This window comes from Sulfitobacter sp. 1A12056 (assembly GCF_043558125.1).
Lineage (GTDB): Bacteria > Pseudomonadota > Alphaproteobacteria > Rhodobacterales > Rhodobacteraceae > Sulfitobacter > Sulfitobacter faviae.
In genome coordinates, this window is the sequence record NZ_JBIFFY010000003.1 from 135,429 (window position 1) to 157,311 (window position 21,883).

The window sequence follows — 21,883 nt, forward strand, 5'->3', positions numbered from 1 at the left end:
CCGTGTTTATCCTTGGAAGGTTCGGGATGACTGACATCACCAATACGCCAACAAGTGAATACGACGCGCAGCTGGGGGATTACTTCGCCCTGCTGAAACCGCGCGTCATGTCGTTGGTCGTCTTCACGGCCTTCGTAGGGCTGTTGGCCGCGCCGGTTTCGGTCAATCCCGTCATCGGCTTTTGCGCGATCTTGTTCATCGCCATCGGCGGCGGAGCCTCGGGCGCGCTGAACATGTGGTGGGACGCCGATATCGACGCGGTGATGCGCCGCACGCGCGGGCGCCCGATCCCCTCGGGCCGGGTTCAACCCGGAGAGGCGCTGACGCTTGGCGTGGCGCTCTCGGGTCTGTCGGTGATGATGCTGGCGCTGGCGACCAACCTTCTGGCGGGGGGGATGTTGCTCTTTACCATCCTATTCTACGCCGTCTTCTACACCATGTGGCTCAAACGGCTGACGCCGCAGAATATCGTCATCGGCGGTGCCGCGGGGGCTTTCCCGCCGGTGATCGGCTGGGTCGCGGCCACGGGCAGCTTCTCGGTCGAGGCATGGCTGATGTTCGCGCTGATCTTCATGTGGACCCCGCCGCATTTCTGGGCGCTGGCGCTCTTCATGCGCTCGGACTACGACGACGCCAAGGTGCCGATGCTGACCGTGACCCATGGCCGTCCGGCCACGCGCCTGCATATCTTCGTCTACACCGTCCTTCTGGCTGCACTGGCCATCGGCACGGCCTTCACTGCCATCGGCGGCATCTTCTACTTCGCCGTGGCGCTGGTGCTGAACGCGGCCTTCCTCTTGGGGGCCTACCGCATCTGGAAGCGGGATGAGGTCATGGCCGAGGGTGACGACTATGACGAAGAGCGCAAGTTCTTCCGCCTGTCGCTGGCCTATCTCTTCTTGCACTTCGGCGCGATCCTGGGCGAAGCGGCCCTGCGCACCTTTGGCTTGGGAGGCTGGTAATGGGCATCCGACCAGAGCATGAGCTTCACAATCGCCGCCGCGGCCGCAACATCGGCGTGGGCCTGATGCTGGGCGCCTTCGTGGTACTGATCATGGCGTTGACCTACGTCAAGATCACCCAGACCGATTTCGAACTCCCCCCGGAGCAACGCGAGGTGACACAGTAATGGCGCTTTCCGGTCCTCAGAAAACAGTGATGCAAACCGTTGGCGTGGTGGTGCTCATGGGCGGGCTCGCCTGGGCGTCGGTGCCGTTCTACGACTGGTTCTGCCGCGTTACCGGCTTTGGCGGCACGCCGGGTCAGGTCTCTGCCGCCAGCGCCGATGTGCTGGATCAGACAGTCAAGGTGCGGTTCGACGGCTCCCTGAACGACGGTATGCCGTGGGAATTCAAACCCGTCGTCCGCGAAATGGAGATCCGCATCGGCGAGACCGGTTTGGCTTTCTACGAGGCGTACAACCCGACCGACAAACCGGTGGCGGGGCAGGCGAGCTATAACGTCACCCCGTATACCGCCGGGGCCTTCTTCGAGAAGATCGACTGCTTTTGCTTTACCGAACAGGTGCTGGCCCCAGGCGAGCGCGTGCAGATGCCGGTAAGCTTTTTCGTCGACCCGGAAATGGTCGAAGACCGTGATGGGAAGTTTGTACATACCATCACTCTGTCCTATACATTCTACGAAATTGACCTGCCCGAGGGCTATGCCGCCCTTGATCAGGACAGCGCCACAACAACCAATTAACGACCTGATTGAACAAAGGTGAGGGACCCGCAACCATGGCCCATGCAAAAAACCACGACTACCATATTCTCCCCCCCTCGACCTGGCCGCTGCTGGGGTCGGTAGGCGGATTTGTCATGCTGGCGGGCGCTGTCCTGTGGATGCACGGGATGACCCCCTTCGTCTTCTTGGGCGGTCTGGTGGCCACACTCTACGTCATGTTCGGCTGGTGGGCCGAAGTCGTCTCGGAAAGCGAAGTGGGCGACCACACCGGCGTGGTGCGCATCGGCCTGCGCTATGGCTTCATCCTTTTCATCATGTCCGAAGTGATGTTCTTCGTCGCGTGGTTCTGGTCCTTCTTCAAACAGGCCCTTTACCCGATGTATGAATATGTCGGCACGGAATACGTCCAGCCCGACATTCACGCGGTCGACGCTTTCCACCTGCCGCTGATCAACACGCTGGTCCTGCTGCTGTCGGGCTGTGCCGTGACATGGGCGCACCATGCGCTGGCCCATGAAAACAACCGCAAAGACCTGATCTCGGGCCTGACCATCGCGGTGATCCTCGGCGTGCTTTTCACCGCGCTGCAGGCTTACGAATACTATGAACTGCTGGTCCATGACGATTGGACATTCGGCGGCGACATGTATTTCTCCAGCTTCTTCATGGCGACCGGCTTCCACGGTTTCCACGTGATCATCGGCACGATCTTCCTCTTCGTCTGCCTGCTGCGCGCCATGCGCGGCCACTTCACCCCCGAACGCCACGTCGGCTTCGAGGCGGCAGCGTGGTACTGGCACTTCGTTGACGTGGTCTGGCTGTTCCTCTTCTTCGCCGTCTACATGTGGGGCCAGCCCTGAACATAGGGCGGGGTTGCATCCGCGCCCCACACCCGTAAAACCCAAACGCGCGAAGCCCTCTTCGCGCGTTTGTCGTTTCAGCCAGAGAGATTCGAATGCGGCGCAGCCTGTTCTTCATCATCGTCGGCCTTGGCGGGGCAGCCATCCTCGTCGCACTCGGGGTCTGGCAGGTGCAGCGGCTGGCGTGGAAAGAGGCGATCATAGCCGACATCAACAACCGCATCGCCGCAACACCCGTGGCCTTGCCCGCCGATCCCGATCCAGAAGCCGACGCCTATCTGCCCGTCACCGTCAGCGGAGAAATCGGGGAGCAGGCGCTGCATGTGCTGGTCAGCCAAAAGCAGAAAGGCGCAGGTTACCGCGTCATTGCACCCATGGCGTTGGAGAGCGGACGGCGCGTGCTCATCGACCTCGGCTTTACCGCCACATCGAACAAAGACGCTATCGCCCCCGCAGGCACCGCCACCCTGACCGGCAACCTGCAATGGCCTCAGGAGGTCGACAGTTTCACGCCCGAGGCCGACATGGATCGCAACATCTGGTTCGCCCGCGATGTTGAGGTCATGGCCGAAACACTCGACACCGAACCGCTTTTGATCGTCATGCGCGAAGGCGCCGGGCCGGACCCAAAGATCACCCCGCTGCCCGTCGATACCGCCCGCATCCCCAACGATCACTTGCAATATGCGATCACCTGGTTTTCCCTCGCCGCCATCTGGCTGGCGATGACCGTCCTTTTCCTGCGCCGCCGCCGCGCCCCTGCAACGCCGAAAGTCGACTGACCCTATGCGCTATATCTCTACCCGTGGCTCCGCCCCTGTTCTGTCCTTCGAAGAGGCGATGCTGACCGGCCTTGCCCGTGACGGCGGCCTCTACGTCCCCGAAACGATCCCGACGTTGAGCGCGGAACAGATCGCGGCCATGCAGGGCCAAAGCTACGAAGAGGTGGCCTTTACCGTCATGCGCCCCTTTATCGGTGACACTTTTACGGATGAAGAATTCCGCGCCATCATCGCCCGCGCCTATGAGGGTTTCGGCCATGCCGCCCGTGCGCCCATGGTGCAACTCGCCCCGAACCACTTCCTGCTTGAGCTGTTCCACGGGCCGACACTGGCATTCAAAGACTTCGCCATGCAGCTTATCGGCCAGATGTTCCAAGCCGCGTTGGGCCGCAAGGGCGAGCGGGTGACCATCGTGGGCGCCACCTCGGGTGACACCGGCTCCGCCGCGATCGAAGCCTTCAAGGGGCTCGACAATGTCGATGTCTTCATCCTCTACCCTCATGGGCGCGTGTCTGACGTGCAGCGCCGCCAGATGACCACGCCCGCGGAATCCAACGTGCACGCGCTGGCCATCGACGGTGATTTCGACGATTGCCAAGCCCGCCTTAAGGACATGTTCAACGATTTCGACTTCCGCGATACCGTGCGGCTGGCAGGGGTGAATTCGATCAACTGGGGCCGGGTGCTGGCGCAGGTGGTCTATTACTTCACCGCCGCTACGAGCCTCGGCGCGCCCCTGCGTGAGATCAGCTTCACCGTGCCCACCGGCAATTTCGGCGACATCTTCGCGGGCTATATCGCCAAGCGCATGGGGCTGCCCATCGCTGATCTGGTCGTCGCCACCAACCAGAACGACATCCTGCACCGCTGCCTCTCGGGCCAAGGCTATCACAAGGGGAGCGTGACCCCCTCGATCAGCCCGTCAATGGACATTCAGGTCTCCTCGAACTTCGAACGCGCCCTCTTTGACGCCTATGATCGCGATGCCGGTGCCGTGGCGCAGTTGATGGACGAGTTGGGGCAGGGCGGTTTCGACGTCTCTCAAGGGGCGATGCAAGCGCTGCAAGACATCTACCGCTCGGGCCGCGTCTCCGAAGAGGAAACCACCGCCACCATCGCTGACCGTCGCCGGACCACGGGTGAGCTGCTTTGCCCGCACTCCGCTGTCGGCGTGAAAGTCGCGGATGATCTGCGCGATCCGGCAACCCCGATGGTGACCCTCGCCACCGCCCATCCGGCAAAATTCCCCGACGCGGTCGAAGCCGCAACCGGCATTCGCCCGGGCCTGCCGCCCCGCATGGCGGACCTTTTCGACCGGGAAGAACGTTTCACCCGGCTGCCCAACGACCTCGACGCGCTCAAAGCGCATATCAAAGGAAACCTCTCCGCGTGAGCCTACAACAGACCACATTGCCCAACGGCTTTCGCATCGTCACCGAACATATGGAAGGGCTTGCCTCCTCCGCCATCGGCGTCTGGGTCAACGCAGGCGCGCGGCATGAGACGCCGCAGCAAAATGGCATCGCGCATTTCCTCGAACATATGGCGTTCAAAGGCACCGCGACCCGTTCTTCGCTGCAAATCGCCGAGGCGATTGAGGATGTGGGCGGCTATATCAACGCCTATACCTCGCGCGAAGTGACGGCCTATTATGCCCGCGTGTTGGAAAATGACGTGGCGCTCGGCCTCGACGTGATCGCCGACATTCTGCGCAACCCGGTGCTGGACCCTTCGGAAGTCGAGGTCGAACGCGGCGTGATCCTGCAAGAGATCGGCCAAGCGCTCGACACGCCCGACGATGTGATTTTCGACTGGCTGCAAGAGCAGGCCTACCCGGATCAGCCCATCGGCCGCACGATCCTTGGGCCAAGCGAGCGGGTCTCGGCCTTCTCGCGTGACGACCTGCAACGTTTCATCGCCGATCACTACGGGCCGGAGCAGATGATCCTTTCGGCTGCCGGTGCGGTGGACCACGACAAAATCGTCAAACTCGCCGAAAGCCTCTTTGGCGACATGCCCGCCAAGACGCTCTACCAGATCGACAGCGCCCGTTTCGGCGGCGGCGAATATCGACAGGTCAAACAACTGGAACAGGCCCATTTCGCGCTTGGCTTTGAAAGCCCCGGGTACCGCTCCGACGACATCTACATCGCCCAAATCTACGCCTCAGCTCTGGGCGGCGGCATGTCCTCCCGCCTGTTCCAAGAGATTCGTGAGAATCGCGGCCTTTGCTACACGATCTTCGCCCAAGCAGGCGCCTATGCCGACACGGGCATGACCACGATCTACGCCGGCACCAGCGCCGAGCAACTGCCCGAACTGGCCAATATCACCATCGACGAGATGAAGCGCGCGGCCTCTGACATGTCGCCTGCCGAAGTCGCCCGCGCCCGCGCGCAGATGAAGGCCGGGCTGCTCATGGGGCTGGAAAGCCCCTCCAACCGTGCCGAACGACTTGCCCGGCTCATCCAGATTTGGGACCGTGTACCGCCGCTGGAAGAAACCGTCGCCCAGATCGACGCGGTCACCACTGGCGACGTGCGCGATTTCGCCGAACGCATGGCCACGCAAGCCCCTGCGGCTCTCGCGCTCTACGGTCCGGTCGACGCCGCCCCGACGCTGGACGACCTTCACAACAGACGCGCCGCCTGATGCTGGGGCGACGCAAACTGCGGATAGAGACGGAACGGCTGACCCTGCGCCCGCCGATCCACGCCGATTTCCGCGCCTGGGCGGCCCTGCGCCGCGCCAGCAACGACTACCTGCGCCCGTGGGAGCCGACATGGGCCGAGGATCATTTGACCCGCAAGGCTTTTACAAACCGTGTCTACTGGGCGCAGCGCTCGGTCTCCTCGGGTAACGCCATGCCGCTCTTTCTCATCCGGCGCAGCGACCAAAACCTCGTCGGTGCGATCACCCTCGACAACATCCGTCGCGGGCCGGCTCAATCCGGCACCCTGGGCTATTGGACGGGCGAACCCTTTGCCCGCCAAGGCTACATGCGCGAGGCGATCGAAGCGACGGTGCATCAGGCCTTCACCCGCCTCGACCTGTCGCGCATCGAGGCCGCCTGCCTGCCTGAAAACCAAGCCTCCCGCGGCCTGCTCGAAAAGGCGGGCTTCAAATACGAGGGCGTCGCGCAGAGCTATCTACAGATCGATGGCCGCTGGCGGACCCATGTGCTCTACGCTTCTCTCCGCAAAGACCGGCGGGGCCGCACGGACGTAGGCTAAGGCTCAACGCGAAACGCCTCGCTGACAACATAAGCATCGCCGGGGCATGATCGCCCCGCCTCACGCCCCGCATTCTCCCCGCCGGTCCGGCGCTTTGCCCTTGCATCTGCGCGCCCCGCGCAGGATCAAAGGCCCATGACACTGAACCCCGCCGACACCGCCTTCATCGACACCCTGCGCGCGCAACTGCCAGACGATGTGCTGCGCGACCCCGAGCAGCGCTACCTCGAAGAACCCCGCGGCCGCTACGCGGGGCAGGGGGGCGTCTTGGCCCTGCCGCGCAGCACCGAAGAGGTCGCCACCCTGATCCGCGCCGCCCATGCCGCCCGCGTGCCGGTCGTGCCCTATGGCGGCGGCACCGGACTTGTCGGCGGCCAGATCAGCAGCGATGGTCCCGCACCGCTCATCCTCTCCCTCGAACGCATGAACCGCATCCGGGCCGTCCTGCCCGAAGAGAATGTGCTGGTCGCCGAAGCAGGCACGATCCTCGCCGATGTCCAAACCGCCGCCGAAGAGGTAAACCGCCTCTTCCCCCTGTCCCTCGCCGCCGAGGGCACCGCGCGCATTGGCGGCACGCTTTCGACGAACGCAGGCGGCACCGGCGTGCTGCGCTACGGCAACGCCCGCGACCTCTGCCTCGGCCTCGAAGCCGTCTTGCCTGACGGCCAAATCTGGCACGGCCTGACCCGCCTGCGCAAAAACAACACCGGCTACGATCTGCGCAACCTGCTGATCGGCGCCGAAGGCACCCTCGGCGTGATCACCGCCGCGGCCCTCAAACTCTACGCGCGCCCCGCCCGCAGTGGTACCGCACTCATGGTGATCGAGAGCCCCGCCGCCGCATTGGCGCTCCTCTCCCTCGCGCGCGATCACTTGGGCGAAATGATCAGCGCTTTCGAATTGATGCACCGAAGAGGTTTCGATTTCCTAAACGAAACCCTGCCCAACATCCGCCAACCCTTCGCCGAAACCCCGCAATGGTGCGTCCTGATCGACATCGGCACCCCCGGAGAGATCGATACCGACGCCGCCCTAGAGGCCCTATTCGCTGCAGCCCTCGACGCCGGCCTCGTCTCCGACGGCCTCATCGCCCAGAACGCCCAACAGGCCCAAGACTTCTGGACCATCCGCGAAACCATCCCCGAGGCCAACCGCCTGATCGGCTCGGTCTCCAGCCACGACATCTCGGTGCCCCTCGGCGCGATCCCCGAATTCATCACCCGCGCCACCGATGCGCTCTCGGCCCTCGGCGACTTCCGCATCAACTGTTTCGGCCATGTCGGGGACGGCAACCTGCACTACAACGTCTTCCCCGCAAAGGGCAAAGACCGCACCGATTACGAAGGCCAACGCGACGCGGTGAAACGTCTGGTCCATGACCTCGTCCACGACCTCGGCGGTTCGTTCAGCGCGGAACATGGCGTGGGCCGAGTCAAGGTCGATGACCTCGAACGCTACGGCGACCCCGCCAAACTCACCGCCATGCGCGCCATCAAAGCGGCCCTTGATCCCAAGGGCATCATGAACCCCGGCGCCGTCCTAAGGGCTTAAAGCCCGTCAAAAGCGCAGAGCGCATGCACCTCTTTGCCAAGCGCTTCCAAACGCTTGCGCCCGCCCAGTTCGGGCAGATCGATAATAAAGGCGCAGGAGACGATCTCGCCCCCCAAACGCTCGATCAGTTTGATCCCGGCCTCCGCCGTGCCGCCGGTGGCCAAAAGATCATCCACAACCAAAACCTTCTCGCCCGGTTTGATCGCATCGTCATGCAACTCGACAATGGCCTCGCCATATTCAAGCTGGTATTCCTGACTGATCACCGTGCCGGGCAGCTTGCCCTTCTTGCGGATCGGCACGAAACCCACGCTCAGCTGATGCGCAATCGCCCCGCCAAGAATGAAACCGCGCGCCTCCAGCCCCACGACCTTATCAATCGCAATTCCCGCATAGGGGTGCAGCATCTGGTCGATCGCCATGCGAAACCCGCGCGGATCGGCGAAAAGCGTTGTCACGTCACGAAACATGATCCCCTCATGGGGAAAATCTACGATCGTGCGAATATAGTCCTGAACCTGTTTCATGGCGCCCTTCCGCGTGTTTGACCGGACCCGTCTTAGCGCAACGCGCCGCCCGGGCGAACCCCCCATCTGCGCCCACCGCACAACATCCAAGAAGGGGCGCCAACCCCCTCCCTTCATCCTTTCTTAAATACCTTCCGCACTCAGCCAAGCAAAGCCGCCGCCTGCGGTCAAAGCATCCGCCCCGCCACCGCATCCAGCTTGGCCAGCAATTCCGGATCCCGCGCATCCGGCTGGGTCAGGATCGCAAATTCCAGCGCCCGGTCACAGCCGTGCGGGCAGGGCGCGCGCTCGGCCCCCAGAAGCGCGGGCAGGCGCGAAACCATGGCGCGGCCCTTGTCGGCGTTGCCCATCAGCGTAGCGATGATCTGCGTCACATCCACTTCGCCGTGGTCCGGGTGCCAGCTGTCGTAATCGGTGATCATCGCGACACTGGCATAGCAAAGCTCCGCCTCGCGGGCGAGTTTCGCCTCGGGCATATTGGTCATGCCGATCACATCCGCCCCCCAGCTGTCGCGGTACATCTTGGATTCCGCGAGCGTCGAGAATTGCGGCCCCTCCATCGCCAGATAGGTGCCGCCGCGGTGGACGTTGATGCCCGCCTCCCGCGCGGCGGTCTCGCAGGCGTCGCTTAACCGCGGGCAGGTGGGATGGGCGATGGATACATGGGCCACGCAGCCGGGGCCGAAGAAGCTCTTTTCGCGCGCCATGGTGCGGTCGATGAATTGGTCGACGATGACGAAATCGCCCGGGGCCATCTCCTCGCGGAACGACCCGCAGGCCGAGACGCTGATCACATCCGTGCAGCCGAGCCGTTTCAGCGCGTCGATATTCGCGCGGTAGGGGACGGAGGTCGGCGTATGCACATGCCCGCGGCCATGGCGCGGCAGAAAGACCATGGCGACCCCATCTAGCGTGCCAGTCAGCACTTGATCCGAGGGCGCGCCCCATGGGGTCTCCACGGTGACCCAATCGGCATCCTGAAGCCCGTCGATGTCGTAAATGCCGGAGCCGCCGATCACGGCGATTTTCGTATCTGTCATGAGGGGTAAGCCTGTGCCTAGGATGGTTGCGGGTAAGGGTCAAAGAACCTCATAGAATGCCACGGGGATCAAGTGTTTTTGCCGAGAGGCAAAACACGACTGCGTCAGGCGAGGGGGTGAAAGTGTTTCTGCATTGCAGCAACTTCCGTGGCCCCGTCGCCAAGACGCTTTTCTTTGCGGCGAAATTCCTCTAGGTGCAGCCAAAAGCGCCCCGCATCCGCGGTCAGGGCGCTATATCCGTTTTCCGAAAGTCAAAGGACGCCCCCATGCGCGCCACGCTGCACAATTTCGCCAAGAACCTCGATGTGACCGATCTGCGTTGGATGCCGGATGACGGTTTCTCCATCGGTCGGCTGCGGATCGAACTGCTGTCAGGGCTGACCGTGGCGCTGGCGCTGGTGCCCGAGGCGGTGGCCTTTGCCTTCGTCGCCGGGGTGCACCCGCTGGTCGGGCTCTATGCCGCCTTTCTCGTGGGCCTCATCACCGCGCTGATCGGTGGTCGGCCCGGGATGATCTCTGGCGCGACCGGGGCGCTCGCCGTGGTCATGGTGGCGCTGGTGGCGCAGCACGGGGTCGAATACCTCTTTGCCACCGTCGTGTTGATGGGGCTGTTGCAGATTTTCGCGGGCGTCATGCAATGGGGCAAGTTCATCCGGTTGGTGCCGCATCCGGTGATGCTGGGCTTCGTCAATGGCCTCGCCATCGTGATTTTCCTCGCCCAGATGAGTCAGTTCAAAGTGCCCGGCACCATGGTCGACACCGGTCATGGCGTGGGCGGTGGTGAATGGCTTTCGGGCCAGCCGCTCTACCTCATGCTGACGCTGGTGGCGGCGACCATGGCGATCATCTGGATCACCCCGCGCATCACCAAGGTCATCCCCGCGCCGCTAGCGGGCATCGGCGTGATTGCCGCCCTCGTGATCGGTTTCGGCCTCGACGTGCCGCGGGTGGGTGACTTGGCGTCGATTCAAGGTGGCTTGCCGAGCTTGCATATCCCCATGGTGCCGCTGACTTGGGAGACCTTTGAGATCATCCTGCCTTACGCCGTCATCCTCGCGGCCATCGGTCTGATCGAAAGCCTGCTGACCCTGAACCTCGTCGGTGACCTCACCGGCAAACGTGGCGGCGCGAGCCAAGAGTGTATCGCCCAAGGTGTGGCCAATACGGTCACCGGTTTCTTCGGCGGCATGGGCGGCTGCGCGATGATCGGTCAGTCTATGATCAACGTGAAATCCGGCGGTCGCACCCGTGTCGCTGGGATCGCCGCGGCGGTGTTCTTGCTGCTCTTCATCCTCGTCGGCTCCTCGGTGATCGAGCTTATCCCGCTGGCCGCTCTTGTCGGTGTGATGTTCATGGTGGTGATCGGCACCTTCGCTTGGAACTCGCTCACCATCCTGCGCAAAGTGCCACTGATGGATGCTTTCGTCATCATTCTGGTGACCGTGGTGACCGTGATGGAAGACCTCGCCGTGGCGGTGGTTGTCGGCGTGATCGTCTCGGCGCTGGCCTATGCGTGGAACAACGCGCGCCGTATCCACGCGACCACGCGGGACTCGGTGACCGAGAAGGGCGCCAAGGTCTATGAGATCCACGGGCCGTTGTTCTTCGGCTCTTCCGACGGCTTTGCCGAGCTTTTCGATGTGGAGAACGACCCCGAGGTGGTGATCGTCGACTTCGCCGACAGCCGGGTGGTGGACCAATCCGCGCTACAGGCGATCGAGGCGATGGCCGCGAAATACGAGGCTGCGGGCAAACGTTTGCAACTGCGTCACCTGAGCCGTGATTGCCACCGTTTGCTGACCAAGGCGGGGCATCTGATGGTCGATAGCGATGACGACCCCGATTACGAATTGGCGGTTGATTACGATGTGCGCACCGGGGTTCTGGGCGGGCACTGAATGGAAAACCCGGCGCCGAGAGGTGCCGGGTTATTTGTAGCCTTCTTAGTCAGCAACTTCTTGGTCAAGTTTGCCACCCGGCCCGGAACAAGCCGCAGGCGCCGGGCCATCGCCTGCCCGCCCCACGGGTAGGCGATCCGGCGAGGCGAGGCGCGACACTGAGAACGCACATCACGGCTGAGCAATAAAGTGGCCCGAGCTGAGCGTTGGATCACCCACCCGCGGGCAGGCGATGGCCCTTATCAATCATCCGGACGCTTCAACTCGAACACATCCCGCACCACCGTGTAATCGCGGTACCCCAAACGCGACAGCGGCTGGAACCGGGTCACGTCGAACCGCCCATCGACCACGCAATCGTCGCGCATATGCACGCCTACGACCTCACCGAAAACCGCGAAATTCGCCTCGCCCGGCAGTTGCACGATCTGGGTCAGCTTGCACTCGAGGCTCGCGGGCGCATTGGCCACCCGCGCGCAGGCGATCTGTTCGCATTCGGCCTTGTCGATCCCGGCACGGGCGAATTCATCCTCGCCATGAGGCAGCATGGCAGAACTCACATTCATCACGTCACGCGCCGCATATTCCACCACGTTCACGCAGAACACCCCGGTTTCCCGAATATTGGCCACGGAATCCTTGGTGCCGTCCACGTCTTCCTTGGCGCTGGTCGAGGCGAACATCACCTGCGGCGGCACATAGGCGACGGCATTGAAAAAGGAATAGGGGGCGAGGTTGTCGCGGCCTGCGCCATCACGGGTAGAGATCCAGCCGATCGGGCGTGGGCTGATGATGGCGTTGAACGGGTTATGCGGCAGACCATGGCCGTCTTCGGGACGATAGAACATGTACACTCCTTGATGGTTTGCACCCATGGCTAGCCTCATGCTACGTCCAGCGCCACCCGCAATTGCTCCTGAAAGCCTCCGGCCTTGCATCAGACGCCCTACAAGATGACCCCGGAGGTGCCCGCCGACCATTGGGAGGTCGAAGCGCTCTATGACACCTGTTTCGCGCCGGGACGCGAGGCGCTGTCGTCTTACCGTCTGCGCGATGGCGTGCCGCCGGTGGCAGGGCTCAGCCATGTGGCCCGTGACAGCGGCGGAATTCTGGCCGGGGCGATCCGCTATTGGCCCGTGCGCATCGGCGCGGCGAAGGCGCTCTTGCTGGGGCCGGTGGCGGTGCACCCCACAAGGCAGGGCGAAGGGCTGGGCGCGGGGCTGATCGAGACCTCGCTGGCGCAGGCGGCCCCGCTGGGGTGGGAACGGGTGATGCTGGTGGGCGACGCGCCCTATTACAATCGCTTCGGCTTTGCCCTGTTGCAGGGGGTCGAGATGCCGCCGCCCACGAACCCCGCGCGCATCTTGGGCCGCGCCTTGACCGAGGGGGCTTGGGCCGGGGTGACGGGCAAGGTTCGCCGCTGGCACGATTGATTTTACCCCGCCCGCGACCCACATTGAGCCTAAGCTCAAAGAGGGACGCCCATGCAGATCGAAAGCAACCTGCCCAGCACCATTGATGTCGATGCCCGGCTGGATGAGATCGCCCGCCGCTATAAACAGGCGGGCGGCGTGGGCATCCATGTGCTCAACCTTATCGGCGGCAGCGCGGATGGGTTGATCGACCGTTTGCCGGGGGCGGTGCGCCGCAACCTCGAAGGAGCGACGATGAAGGCGCTTGGCCATGCCATGCAGGCCGCCCATTCCAGCCGCAGCTATGTGAAAGACCAGCAGGGTTGGCTGAACCAAGCGGTCTCGACCGCGATGGGCGCCGCAGGCGGGGCCGGGGGGCTGCCGACCGCCTTGGCCGAACTGCCGGTGACCACCACGCTGCTTTTGCGGGTCATCCAAGGGGTGGCGGCGGAACATGGGTTCGATCCATCGGCGGAGAATGTGCAATTCGACTGCGTGCATGTCTTTACCGCCGCCGGGCCGCTGGCGGATGACGATAGCGCCGATCTGGGGTTTCTTACCGTGCGCATGGCGCTCACGGGCCGCGCGATGAATGCGGTGATCGCCCGGGTGGCGCCGCGTCTGGCGCTGGTGCTGGGGCAAAAGCTTGCCGCGCAGGCGGTGCCGGTGCTGGGTGCAGTGGCTGGGGCTGCGACGAACTATGCCTATACCAGCTATTACCAAGACATGGCCCATGTGCATTTCGGCCTGCGCAAACTGGCGATAGAGGCGGATATCCCGCAAGAGGAACTGGTCGCCCGCCTACGAAAGAAAATGGGCAGGACGCCGCCCAAACTGTGATCAGCGCCCGATGCTGCCCGGGGCCACGGTGGTGGCCTTGAGGATGGCATAGCAGCTCATGCCCTCGCGCAGATCAAGATCGCGCACCGCCCGCGCCGTCACCCGCGCCAAAAGGCGGTCTCCGCCAGCGTTGAGCGCGATGGCCGCACCGGGGCCGTCGCCGGGATGCACGGCCTCGACCCGGACGGGCAGGATGTTGACCGAAGACAGCCCCTCGGGCCGCGCGCGCGACAGGATCACGTCCTGCGCCAAGACCCGCAGCCGCACCCGCGCGCCCACTGGCGCTTGCACGCCGGGAAGCTCCAACTGCCCCGCCCGCACGGCGAGGGTCGAGAGCCCATCTTTCGCATGAGCGATGACATCGGCCTCCAGCACCGCGCCCGCTTCGCGCACGCCGAGCAGCGGCACGGCTGCCGGGTCGGCCATCACGTCGAACAGCGCGCCTTGAGCCTTCAGCCGCCCGTTCTGCAGCAGCACCAAGCGATCTGCGAGGCGCGCGATCTCGTCCACCGCGTGGCTGACGTAGAGGATCGGCAGGCCCAACCCCCCGTCGCGCAGCCGTTCGAGATAGGGCAGGATCTCTTGCTTGCGCGGACCGTCGAGGCTGGCCAGCGGTTCGTCCATCAACAGCATACGCGGATGGCACAGCAGCGCCCGGCCAAGGGCGACGCGCTGTTTTTCTCCGCCCGAAAGCGTTGCCGGCGCTCGGTCGAGCAGGGGCGATAGCCCCAGAAGCGCCACGACATCCGCAAAACCCGCGCCTTGGCTGCCGCGCGGGGCATAGCGCGCGCCGAAGGTTAGGTTCCTCCGCACGTCCAGATGCGGGAAAAGCCGCGCGTCTTGAAAGACATAGCCCAGCCTGCGGCGATGCGGGGGCACCCAGATGCCGCGCTGCGTATTCAAAAGCACCTCACCGTCCAGCACCACGCGCCCGACATCGGGGCGTAGCAATCCGGCAAGCGCATTGATCACCGTCGTCTTGCCCGCGCCAGAGCGGCCAAAGAGCGCGGTGATCCCGCCTTGGGTGGTGAAAGACAGGTCCAGATCGAAGCCGTCGAACCCATGGCGCAGCGTGACCTCAAGCATCAGCGCGCCCCCGAAATGCGTTTGGCGACCCGCCGTGCCAAGGCTTCGGACAGCAACACGGCGGCCAGTGCCACCAGCCCGGCCAGCCCGGCCATGGCCAGTGCACGGTTTTCACCGCCGGGCACCTGCAAGGCCGTCCAGATCGCGCTTGGCAGGGTCTGGGTCTGGCCGGGGATATTGGCGACAAAGGTGATCGTGGCGCCGAATTCGCCCATCGCCTTGGCAAAGCCCATCACTGCCCCGGCGAGGATGCCGGGAAAGATCAGCGGCAGGGTGACGCGGCAAAATACGCTCAGGCGCGGCGCGCCGAGGGTTGCGGCGGCGTCTTCGATCCGGGGGTCGACCGCCTCGATCGCCAGCCGCATGGCGCGGACCATCAGCGGGAACCCCATGATCAGCGCCGCCAGCACCGCGCCCGTCCAGTGAAAGGCAAGACCGATGCCGAGGCTCTCCAACAGGCGGCCCAAAGGGGCGTTGCGGCCAAAGCTGAGCAGCAGCAGATAGCCCGTCACCACCGGCGGCAGCACCAGCGGTAGATGGACCAGCGCGCTCAGCACGCCTTTGCCGCGAAACTCTTTCCGGGCGAGAATCCACGCGACCCAGAGCGCCAGCGGCAGCGAACAAAGCATCGCCACGCTCGCCACCCGCAGCGACAGCAAGAGCGCGGCCCAAGCGGCGGCGTCAAGATCCATGATCGGCCCGAAGGAACCCGTGGTCCACAAGGATCGCCTGAGCCGCGTCGGTGGTCAGAAAATCGACCAGTGCCCTGCCCTTGGCCGTCAGCGCCGCGGCAGGATAGGTAATCGGGGCATGGGCCTCGGCAGGGACCTCGTAGATGGTCTGCACCTCCGGCTCGGCCTGCGCATCGCTGGCATAGACCACGCCAAGTGGCGCATCGCCCCGCGCGACCAGCGCCAGTGCGGCACGGACATTGTCGGTCTCGGCCAAGCGGCTTTGCAGCCGTTGCCAAAGCCCCGCATGGGTGAGCCATGCACGGGCATAGCTGCCTGCGGGAACGGCGTCGCGTTGCCCTATGGCAAGCCGCCCTTCGGCGCCGAGCCGGGCGGGCAGCTCGGCGGGATCGGCAAGTGGGGCGCTGTCGGCGGGGGCAATCAGCACGAGGCGGTTGCGGGCGATGATCTGCGCATTCCCGGCCCCCTCCACGCCTTCATCTGCGAGCCATGTCATCCAGTCGCTATTGGCCAGCAAGACCACATCGGCGGGCGCTCCGGAGGCGACTTGCCGTGCCATCGTGCCCGACCCGCCGTAAGACAGCACCACCGGCGTGTGGAAATCCGCCGTGACCTCCTCCAACGCGCCGCGCAGGCTGGCGGCGGCAAAGACCGTCACGGGTGCTTCGGCCCGAAGGGGCAGGGCAAGGCTGCAAAGCACTGTCAGAAGAGCGGAAAATCTTATCATTTTGGTAGTATCTTTGATGCGATGAAAGGGGGCAAGGGGATATGGCCAGACGGGGATCGCCGCGCTAGGGTCAAGGGGAAACAACCTGCCAAGGGGCGCGGCTGCAACGGATGGTGAAACAGGCTCCGATATCCTTGAACGGCGGACAGAAGGATGAGCTGCGCATTCAGTTCGCGGCGCTTTGCTGGCGTCGTAAACGGGGCAAGTTGCAGATCCTGCTGATCACTTCGCGCGGGAGCAAACGTTGGATCATTCCCAAGGGTTGGCCGATGGAAGGCAAGACCCCCGCCGCCTCGGCCTTGGTCGAGGCTTGGGAGGAAGGCGGCGTCGTGGGGCAGGCGCGGGGGCAATGTCTGGGCGTCTACAGCTATGCCAAAACCGGCGCGGATGGGACCTTGCCCTGTCTGGCGATGCTCTACCCGGTAAAGGTCAAGGCGCTGGCCAAACACTTCCCCGAGAAGGGACAGCGCAAGCGGATGTGGTGTTCGCGCCGCAAGGCCGCCCGGCTGGTGGAGGCCCCCGATCTGGCGCGGCTGATCCGTGATTTCGATCCGCGCAGCGGTGGTTTGGCGGGCTGACCGCGCCGCGTTGCGATCCGCGCCGCGCCCGCGCTTGTCTTGACCTCTTTTGCGCCGCAGCCCATTTAAAGCAGAGAGTTTGAGGACCGGGCGAATGATCCGTTATGCACTGAAATGCGAGGCCGGGCATGGTTTCGAAAGTTGGTTCCAATCCGCGGCGGCCTTTGACAGCCTCGCCCGTGCGGGCCATCTGAGCTGTGCGGTCTGCGGCTCGACGGAGGTGAGCAAATCGCTGATGGCCCCGCGGGTGACCTCAGGCGGCAGCGCTCCGGCTGCGCCGGAAGCGGCGGAGAAACCGAAGCCTGCCGAGACACCCGCCCCGGCCCTGTCCAATCAGGCAAGTGATGTGGAAAAGGCACTGACGGCCCTGCGCAAAAAGGTCGAATCCACCTCCGATTACGTTGGCAAGAATTTCGTGCGCGAGGCGCGGGACATGCACGCAGGGCGCAGCCCCGAGCGCCCGATCTATGGCGAGGCGCGGCTGGATCAGGCGCGGGAATTGGTGGCCGAGGGCGTGCCCCTGATGCCGCTCCCGTTCAAACCCAAACGCCAACTTTCCTAAAAGCCCATTTTCATAAAGGATCGCCCATGACCATCGTTATCACAGGCGCCAGCCGCGGCATCGGCGCGGCGCTGGCCCGCCAGTATAAAGACGCGGGCGAAGAGGTGATCGGCACCGCACGCGGCGCAGGCGCGCAGGCCGTGCTGGACGTGACCGACCCGGCAAGCCACGCGTCCTTCGCCGCAAACCTGCAAGACCGTCCGCTGGACCTGCTGATCTGCAATGCGGGTGTGTATCTGGACAAGGGCGATGACTTGGATACCGGCTTTGGCCCCGACCTCTGGGCGCAGAGTTTCGCGACCAATGTGACCGGGGTTTTCCTCACCGTGCAATCCCTGCTGCCCAACCTGCGTGCGGCGCAGGGGGCGAAAATCGCGATCATCGCCTCGCAGATGGGGTCGCAAACGCGGGCGCCGGGGGGCAGCTATATCTACCGCGCCTCCAAAGCGGCGGCGATCAATCTGGGGCGCAATCTGGCGGTGGACCTGAAGCCCGAGGGCATCGCGGTGGGGATTTATCACCCCGGCTGGGTGCGCACCGATATGGGCGGTGATCAGGGCGAAATCAGCGTGGCGGAGTCTGCCCAAGGTCTTGCACAACGGATCGCCACGCTGGACCTTGCTCAAACGGGCTGCTTCGAGACATGGGACGGCCGCGCGCATCCGTTCTAGGCGGCGCTACATAACGTCATGTTAAATAGGCTTGCCCTTGCCGTGCCGTGGGCTTAGACCGCGCTGGACTGTTGCGCGGGGGACAATATGCCTGTTCTGGTTATGAAATTCGGTGGGACTTCGGTTGCCACTTTGGACCGTATCCGCCGCGCGGCAAAGCGCGTCGGCGTCGAGGTGGCCAAGGGCTATGACGTGATCGTCATCGTATCCGCCATGTCGGGTGAGACGAACAAGCTGGTGGGCTTCGTCAATGAGACTTCGCCACTCTATGATGCGCGCGAATATGACGCCATCGTGTCGAGCGGGGAGAATGTCACCGCTGGCCTGATGGCGCTTACCTTGCAGGAAATGGACGTGCCCGCGCGGTCTTGGCAGGGCTGGCAGGTGCCGGTGCGCACCACCGATGCCCATTCCGCCGCGCGGATCGAAGAGATCCCCACAGACAACATCAATGCCAAGTTCGGCGAAGGCATGAAGGTGGCCGTGGTCGCAGGTTTCCAAGGCATCAGCCCGCAGGGCCGGATCACCACGCTGGGCCGGGGCGGGTCTGACACGACCGCCGTCGCCTTTGCCGCCGCCTTTGGCGCGGAGCGTTGCGATATCTATACCGACGTCGATGGTGTCTACACCACCGACCCGCGGGTCGAATCCAAGGCCCGCAAACTTGACAAGATTTCCTTTGAAGAGATGCTGGAACTGGCCTCTCTCGGGGCGAAGGTTTTGCAGACCCGTTCGGTCGAACTGGCGATGCGCTACAAGGTTAAACTGCGGGTGCTGAGCAGTTTCGAAGAACAATCTGACGACGCCGGGACGCTCGTCTGCGATGAGGAGGAAATCATGGAAAGCAATGTGGTGGCCGGGGTCGCGTTTTCCCGTGATGAGGCAAAGATGACCTTGGTGTCCGTGGCGGACCGCCCCGGCATCGCGGCGACGATCTTTACCGCGCTCAGCGAGGGCGGCGTGAACGTCGATATGATCGTTCAGAACATCTCGGAAGAGGGGCGCACCGATATGACGTGGTCCTGCCCCGTCGATCAGGTGATCCGCGCCGAAAAGGCGATGGAAAAGGCCCATGAAGAGGGGATCATCAACTATCAGGAATTGATCGCCGACAAGGCCGTGGCCAAGGTTTCCGTTGTGGGGATCGGCATGCGCAGCCATACCGGCGTGGCCGCCAAGATGTTTAAGGTGCTCTCGGACGAGGGGATCAACATCAAGGTGATCACCACCTCCGAGATCAAGATCAGCGTGTTGATCGACCGCAAGTATATGGAATTGGCCGTGCAAGCGCTGCACGACGCTTTCGAGCTTGATAAAGCGGCCTAAACACCTGCGATGACACGGGTTTTACGCAAGGTGACCCCTTGCGTAAATCTGCAGCATCCCGCCGATATGCTGGCTGAGGATGTAGGGTATGGCGCGAATAGCATTTCTATCCTTGCGCGAGTGCGCTAAACCCTGCTCCAGAGGGACAGGGACCGGATCATATGGCCGAACGGGTTGAGACAGAAAGCCGCAAGCTGCTGGGGCGGCTGCGTGATGCGATGGCCAGCGATGTGGCGGGCCAAGCGCGGCTGGACAAGATCACCCAGTTGATCGCCAATTCCATGGGCTGCGAAGTCTGCTCGATCTATCTGTTCCGCGACGAAGACACGCTTGAGCTTTGTGCCACCGAAGGTCTGAACGAAGCGGCGGTGCATGAAACGCGCATGAAACTGGGCGAAGGTCTGGTCGGTCGGGTCGCCAAGAGGCGCACGGTCATCAACACGCCCGATGCGCCCCAAGCCGCCGGTTTCCGCTTCATGCCCGAGACGGGGGAGGAGATTTATTCCTCCTTCCTTGGGGTGCCGGTGCAACGTCTGGGTGAGACGCTGGGCGTGCTGGTGGTGCAGTCCAAAGTCGCGCGGGAGTTCTCCGCCGATGAGGTCTATGCGCTTGAGGTCGTGGCGATGGTGCTGGCCGAAATGGCCGAGCTTGGCGCCTTTGTCGGCGAGGGGGCTGCGATGTCGGCCCGGCATAGCCAGCCGGTGCTGCTGCGCGGTACCGTGGGGCAGGAGGGCGTGGCCGAGGGGCACGTCTGGCTGCATGAGCCGCGGGTGGTGGTCTCCAACCCCATTGCCGACGATCCTGAACGTGAGACGGAGCGGCTGACCGAAGCGGTCGAGCAATTGCGGCTCAGCGTTGACCAATTGTTAAGCCTTACCGCCGACAAAGAGCAGCAGAAGGTGCTCGAAGCCTACCGCATGTTCGCCAATTCCAAAGGCTGGATGCGGCGCATGGTGGAGGATATTCAAAGCGGGCTGAGTGCTGAGGCCGCGGTCGAGAAAGAGCAATCCATGGCCCGCGCCCGTCTGGGGCAGGTCAATGATGCCTACCTGCGCGAGCGGTTGTCGGATCTGGATGATCTGTCGAACCGCTTGCTGCGCAATTTGACGGGGCAGGGCAGCGATACCGGGGCCGAGATGCCGGTCGATCCGATCCTCGTGGCGCGCAACATCGGCCCGGCGGAACTGCTGGATTACGGGCGGTCGCTGCGCGGCATTGTGCTGGAGGGTGGCTCGGTCGGCTCGCATGCCGCTGTCGTCGCGCGGGCACTGGCGATTCCGCTGATCGTCCATGCCAGCCGCGTGACCAATGACGCGCTGAACGGCGATCACATCATGGTCGATGGTGAGCAGGGCGTGGTGCATCTGCGCCCCGACGATACCGTGGCCACGGCCTTTCGTGACAAGATCGCGATGCAGGCGGCGGCGCAGGAACGCTATGCCTCTATCCGCGACAAACCGGCTGAGACGAAATGCGGGCGGATCATCAGCCTACAGATGAACGCAGGTCTGATGGCCGATCTGCCCTCGCTCGAAGGGTCGGGGGCCGAAGGGGTCGGGCTCTTCCGCACCGAGTTGCAGTTTCTGGTGCGCAACCAGATGCCCCGCAGGACCGAGCTTGCCGCGCTTTACGCGCGCGTGCTTGATGCCGCCCATGGCCGCCGCGTGGTCTTTCGCACGCTCGACATCGGGTCGGACAAGGTGCTGCCCTATATGAAGCCCCATGATGAGCCGAACCCGGCCTTGGGCTGGCGCGCGATCCGGGTGGGGCTGGACAAGCCCGGTGTCATGCGGATGCAGTTGCAAGCCCTGATCCGCGCCGCCGCAGGCCGCCCGCTGGCGGTAATGTTTCCCTTTATCGCTCAGTTCGAAGAATTCCGCGCCGCGCGCGCCGAGGTCGACAAGGCGATGGAGCGTGAGCGTATTCTGGGCCATGTCCTGCCCGAAAAGCTGGAAGTCGGCGCTATGCTAGAGACGCCCAGCCTCGCCTTCGCGCCGAAGAAATTCTTTGAAGAGGTCGAGTTCCTGTCGATTGGGGGCAATGACCTGAAGCAGTTCTTTTTCGCCGCCGACCGTGAGAATGAGCGGGTGCGGCGGCGCTATGACACGCTGAACGTCTCTTTCCTGACCTTCCTTGAGGGCATCGTAGAACGCTGCGCCGAAACAGATACTGCGCTGTCTTTCTGCGGGGAGGATGCGGGCCGCCCGGTCGAGGCGCTGTGTTTCGCGGCCATCGGGCTCAAGACCCTGTCGATGCGCCCGGCATCGATCGGGCCGGTCAAAAGCCTGCTGCGGCGTTGCAATCTTGATGACGTGCGCGCGGTCATCCATGCCGCACGAGAGCAGGGCGAGATGTCGGTCAGGGGCGCGGTGATGGACTACGTCCGCCAGCAACACCAGCACTAAGCGCTGC

Annotated in this window: 23 protein-coding genes; 17 read left to right on the forward strand and 6 right to left on the reverse strand. The window is 63.8% G+C overall.

The window, feature by feature from the left end; all coding sequences use genetic code 11:
• The first annotated feature begins 26 nt into the window (after positions 1–26).
• From cyoE to ACGYLD_RS08840, 9 genes are all read left to right on the forward strand, one after another.
• The gene (cyoE, locus tag ACGYLD_RS08800) at positions 27–962 is read left to right on the forward strand and encodes a heme o synthase (protein WP_271693180.1); all 936 of its coding nucleotides are present in this window, start codon (positions 27–29) and stop codon (positions 960–962) included.
• The gene (locus ACGYLD_RS08805) at positions 962–1,129 is read left to right on the forward strand and encodes a cytochrome C oxidase assembly protein (protein ID WP_271688021.1); all 168 of its coding nucleotides are present in this window, start codon (positions 962–964) and stop codon (positions 1,127–1,129) included. Before cyoE ends, ACGYLD_RS08805 begins: the two co-directional genes overlap by 1 nt.
• Positions 1,129–1,704, forward strand: a complete 576-nt coding sequence (locus tag ACGYLD_RS08810) for a cytochrome c oxidase assembly protein (RefSeq protein WP_271693181.1) — start codon at positions 1,129–1,131, stop codon at positions 1,702–1,704. The genes ACGYLD_RS08805 and ACGYLD_RS08810 overlap by 1 nt, the downstream gene beginning before the upstream one ends.
• Before the next feature lie 35 nt (positions 1,705–1,739).
• A complete protein-coding gene (locus ACGYLD_RS08815) occupies positions 1,740–2,546 on the forward strand; it encodes a cytochrome c oxidase subunit 3 (protein ID WP_271688018.1) in 807 nt (268 codons plus the stop codon).
• Positions 2,547–2,641: 95 nt separating this feature from the next.
• On the forward strand, positions 2,642–3,328 hold the full coding sequence (locus ACGYLD_RS08820; protein ID WP_271693182.1) for an SURF1 family protein: 687 nt from the start codon (positions 2,642–2,644) through the stop codon (positions 3,326–3,328).
• Between the two features lie 4 nt (positions 3,329–3,332).
• Positions 3,333–4,721 carry a threonine synthase gene (gene thrC / locus ACGYLD_RS08825; RefSeq protein ID WP_271693183.1) on the forward strand — a complete coding sequence of 463 codons (1,389 nt, stop codon included), beginning with the start codon at positions 3,333–3,335 and terminating at the stop codon, positions 4,719–4,721.
• Positions 4,718–5,980, forward strand: coding sequence for a pitrilysin family protein (locus ACGYLD_RS08830; protein WP_271693184.1), 1,263 nt, complete (start codon positions 4,718–4,720; stop codon positions 5,978–5,980). The genes thrC and ACGYLD_RS08830 overlap by 4 nt, the downstream gene beginning before the upstream one ends.
• Complete coding sequence (locus tag ACGYLD_RS08835) at positions 5,977–6,561, forward strand: GNAT family N-acetyltransferase (RefSeq protein ID WP_067267819.1); 585 nt, start codon at positions 5,977–5,979, stop codon at positions 6,559–6,561. Before ACGYLD_RS08830 ends, ACGYLD_RS08835 begins: the two co-directional genes overlap by 4 nt.
• Positions 6,562–6,696: 135 nt before the next feature.
• Positions 6,697–8,112: an FAD-binding oxidoreductase gene (locus ACGYLD_RS08840; RefSeq protein ID WP_271693185.1), complete on the forward strand. Its 1,416-nt coding sequence runs from the start codon at positions 6,697–6,699 to the stop codon at positions 8,110–8,112.
• On the opposite strand, the gene ACGYLD_RS08845 is transcribed toward ACGYLD_RS08840, so the two are convergent.
• Positions 8,109–8,639, reverse strand: coding sequence for an adenine phosphoribosyltransferase (locus ACGYLD_RS08845; protein ID WP_271693186.1), 531 nt, complete (start codon positions 8,637–8,639; stop codon positions 8,109–8,111). The two genes, ACGYLD_RS08840 and ACGYLD_RS08845, sit on opposite strands and share 4 nt — an antisense overlap.
• Before the next feature lie 167 nt (positions 8,640–8,806).
• Positions 8,807–9,679 (reverse strand): S-methyl-5'-thioadenosine phosphorylase, encoded by an 873-nt coding sequence (locus tag ACGYLD_RS08850; protein ID WP_271693187.1) that lies wholly within the window; start codon positions 9,677–9,679, stop codon positions 8,807–8,809.
• A gap of 266 nt (positions 9,680–9,945) precedes the next feature.
• Here ACGYLD_RS08850 and ACGYLD_RS08855 point away from each other — a divergent pair, with 266 nt between their 5' ends.
• The gene (locus ACGYLD_RS08855) at positions 9,946–11,577 is read left to right on the forward strand and encodes a SulP family inorganic anion transporter (protein ID WP_271693188.1); all 1,632 of its coding nucleotides are present in this window, start codon (positions 9,946–9,948) and stop codon (positions 11,575–11,577) included.
• Positions 11,578–11,819: 242 nt separating this feature from the next.
• Here the strand turns inward: ACGYLD_RS08855 and ACGYLD_RS08860 are convergent, their stop codons facing one another.
• Positions 11,820–12,425, reverse strand: a complete 606-nt coding sequence (locus ACGYLD_RS08860; protein ID WP_067267806.1) for a flavin reductase family protein — start codon at positions 12,423–12,425, stop codon at positions 11,820–11,822.
• Between the two features lie 105 nt (positions 12,426–12,530).
• Between ACGYLD_RS08860 and ACGYLD_RS08865 the strand changes: the two genes are divergently transcribed.
• On the forward strand, positions 12,531–13,010 hold the full coding sequence (locus tag ACGYLD_RS08865; protein WP_271693190.1) for a GNAT family N-acetyltransferase: 480 nt from the start codon (positions 12,531–12,533) through the stop codon (positions 13,008–13,010).
• Between the two features lie 51 nt (positions 13,011–13,061).
• Positions 13,062–13,829: an EcsC family protein gene (locus ACGYLD_RS08870; protein WP_271693191.1), complete on the forward strand. Its 768-nt coding sequence runs from the start codon at positions 13,062–13,064 to the stop codon at positions 13,827–13,829.
• Here ACGYLD_RS08870 and modC read toward each other — a convergent pair whose 3' ends face one another.
• From modC to modA, 3 genes are read right to left on the reverse strand one after another with little or no spacing between them, the layout of a single operon-like run.
• Positions 13,830–14,915: a molybdenum ABC transporter ATP-binding protein gene (gene modC / locus ACGYLD_RS08875; RefSeq protein WP_394402145.1), complete on the reverse strand. Its 1,086-nt coding sequence runs from the start codon at positions 14,913–14,915 to the stop codon at positions 13,830–13,832. It lies immediately after the preceding gene.
• Complete coding sequence (gene modB / locus ACGYLD_RS08880; protein WP_394402148.1) at positions 14,915–15,607, reverse strand: molybdate ABC transporter permease subunit; 693 nt, start codon at positions 15,605–15,607, stop codon at positions 14,915–14,917. The genes modC and modB overlap by 1 nt, the downstream gene beginning before the upstream one ends.
• Complete coding sequence (modA, locus tag ACGYLD_RS08885; protein WP_394402151.1) at positions 15,597–16,334, reverse strand: molybdate ABC transporter substrate-binding protein; 738 nt, start codon at positions 16,332–16,334, stop codon at positions 15,597–15,599. Before modA ends, modB begins: the two co-directional genes overlap by 11 nt.
• A 110-nt stretch (positions 16,335–16,444) precedes the next feature.
• Here modA and ACGYLD_RS08890 point away from each other — a divergent pair, with 110 nt between their 5' ends.
• The 5 genes from ACGYLD_RS08890 (at position 16,445) to ptsP (ending at position 21,876) form a co-directional block, all read left to right on the forward strand.
• Complete coding sequence (locus ACGYLD_RS08890; protein ID WP_067267814.1) at positions 16,445–16,912, forward strand: NUDIX hydrolase; 468 nt, start codon at positions 16,445–16,447, stop codon at positions 16,910–16,912.
• Positions 16,913–17,006: 94 nt separating this feature from the next.
• The gene (locus ACGYLD_RS08895; protein ID WP_271693194.1) at positions 17,007–17,474 is read left to right on the forward strand and encodes a DUF1178 family protein; all 468 of its coding nucleotides are present in this window, start codon (positions 17,007–17,009) and stop codon (positions 17,472–17,474) included.
• Positions 17,475–17,500: 26 nt separating this feature from the next.
• Complete coding sequence (locus ACGYLD_RS08900; protein ID WP_271693195.1) at positions 17,501–18,145, forward strand: SDR family oxidoreductase; 645 nt, start codon at positions 17,501–17,503, stop codon at positions 18,143–18,145.
• A gap of 87 nt (positions 18,146–18,232) precedes the next feature.
• Positions 18,233–19,471, forward strand: coding sequence for an aspartate kinase (locus tag ACGYLD_RS08905; protein WP_136720516.1), 1,239 nt, complete (start codon positions 18,233–18,235; stop codon positions 19,469–19,471).
• A 161-nt stretch (positions 19,472–19,632) separates the two neighbouring features.
• Complete coding sequence (gene ptsP, locus ACGYLD_RS08910; RefSeq protein WP_067263814.1) at positions 19,633–21,876, forward strand: phosphoenolpyruvate--protein phosphotransferase; 2,244 nt, start codon at positions 19,633–19,635, stop codon at positions 21,874–21,876.
• Positions 21,877–21,883 lie beyond the last annotated feature (7 nt).

Bases quoted from the DNA above. Each gene is read 5' to 3' on its own strand.
- cyoE (WP_271693180.1), top strand. From the start codon at position 27: ATGACTGACATCACCAATACGCCAACAAGTGAATACGACGCGCAGCTG.
- ACGYLD_RS08805 (WP_271688021.1), top strand. From the start codon at position 962: ATGGGCATCCGACCAGAGCATGAGCTTCACAATCGCCGCCGCGGCCGC.
- ACGYLD_RS08810 (WP_271693181.1), top strand. From the start codon at position 1,129: ATGGCGCTTTCCGGTCCTCAGAAAACAGTGATGCAAACCGTTGGCGTG.
- ACGYLD_RS08815 (WP_271688018.1), top strand. From the start codon at position 1,740: ATGGCCCATGCAAAAAACCACGACTACCATATTCTCCCCCCCTCGACC.
- ACGYLD_RS08820 (WP_271693182.1), top strand. From the start codon at position 2,642: ATGCGGCGCAGCCTGTTCTTCATCATCGTCGGCCTTGGCGGGGCAGCC.
- thrC (WP_271693183.1), top strand. From the start codon at position 3,333: ATGCGCTATATCTCTACCCGTGGCTCCGCCCCTGTTCTGTCCTTCGAA.
- ACGYLD_RS08840 (WP_271693185.1), top strand. From the start codon at position 6,697: ATGACACTGAACCCCGCCGACACCGCCTTCATCGACACCCTGCGCGCG.
- ACGYLD_RS08845 (WP_271693186.1), bottom strand. From the start codon at position 8,639: ATGAAACAGGTTCAGGACTATATTCGCACGATCGTAGATTTTCCCCAT.
- ACGYLD_RS08850 (WP_271693187.1), bottom strand. From the start codon at position 9,679: ATGACAGATACGAAAATCGCCGTGATCGGCGGCTCCGGCATTTACGAC.
- ACGYLD_RS08855 (WP_271693188.1), top strand. From the start codon at position 9,946: ATGCGCGCCACGCTGCACAATTTCGCCAAGAACCTCGATGTGACCGAT.
- ACGYLD_RS08860 (WP_067267806.1), bottom strand. From the start codon at position 12,425: ATGTTCTATCGTCCCGAAGACGGCCATGGTCTGCCGCATAACCCGTTC.
- ACGYLD_RS08865 (WP_271693190.1), top strand. From the start codon at position 12,531: ATGACCCCGGAGGTGCCCGCCGACCATTGGGAGGTCGAAGCGCTCTAT.
- ACGYLD_RS08870 (WP_271693191.1), top strand. From the start codon at position 13,062: ATGCAGATCGAAAGCAACCTGCCCAGCACCATTGATGTCGATGCCCGG.
- modC (WP_394402145.1), bottom strand. From the start codon at position 14,915: ATGCTTGAGGTCACGCTGCGCCATGGGTTCGACGGCTTCGATCTGGAC.
- modB (WP_394402148.1), bottom strand. From the start codon at position 15,607: ATGGATCTTGACGCCGCCGCTTGGGCCGCGCTCTTGCTGTCGCTGCGG.
- modA (WP_394402151.1), bottom strand. From the start codon at position 16,334: ATGATAAGATTTTCCGCTCTTCTGACAGTGCTTTGCAGCCTTGCCCTG.
- ACGYLD_RS08890 (WP_067267814.1), top strand. From the start codon at position 16,445: ATGGTGAAACAGGCTCCGATATCCTTGAACGGCGGACAGAAGGATGAG.
- ACGYLD_RS08895 (WP_271693194.1), top strand. From the start codon at position 17,007: ATGATCCGTTATGCACTGAAATGCGAGGCCGGGCATGGTTTCGAAAGT.
- ACGYLD_RS08900 (WP_271693195.1), top strand. From the start codon at position 17,501: ATGACCATCGTTATCACAGGCGCCAGCCGCGGCATCGGCGCGGCGCTG.
- ACGYLD_RS08905 (WP_136720516.1), top strand. From the start codon at position 18,233: ATGCCTGTTCTGGTTATGAAATTCGGTGGGACTTCGGTTGCCACTTTG.
- ptsP (WP_067263814.1), top strand. From the start codon at position 19,633: ATGGCCGAACGGGTTGAGACAGAAAGCCGCAAGCTGCTGGGGCGGCTG.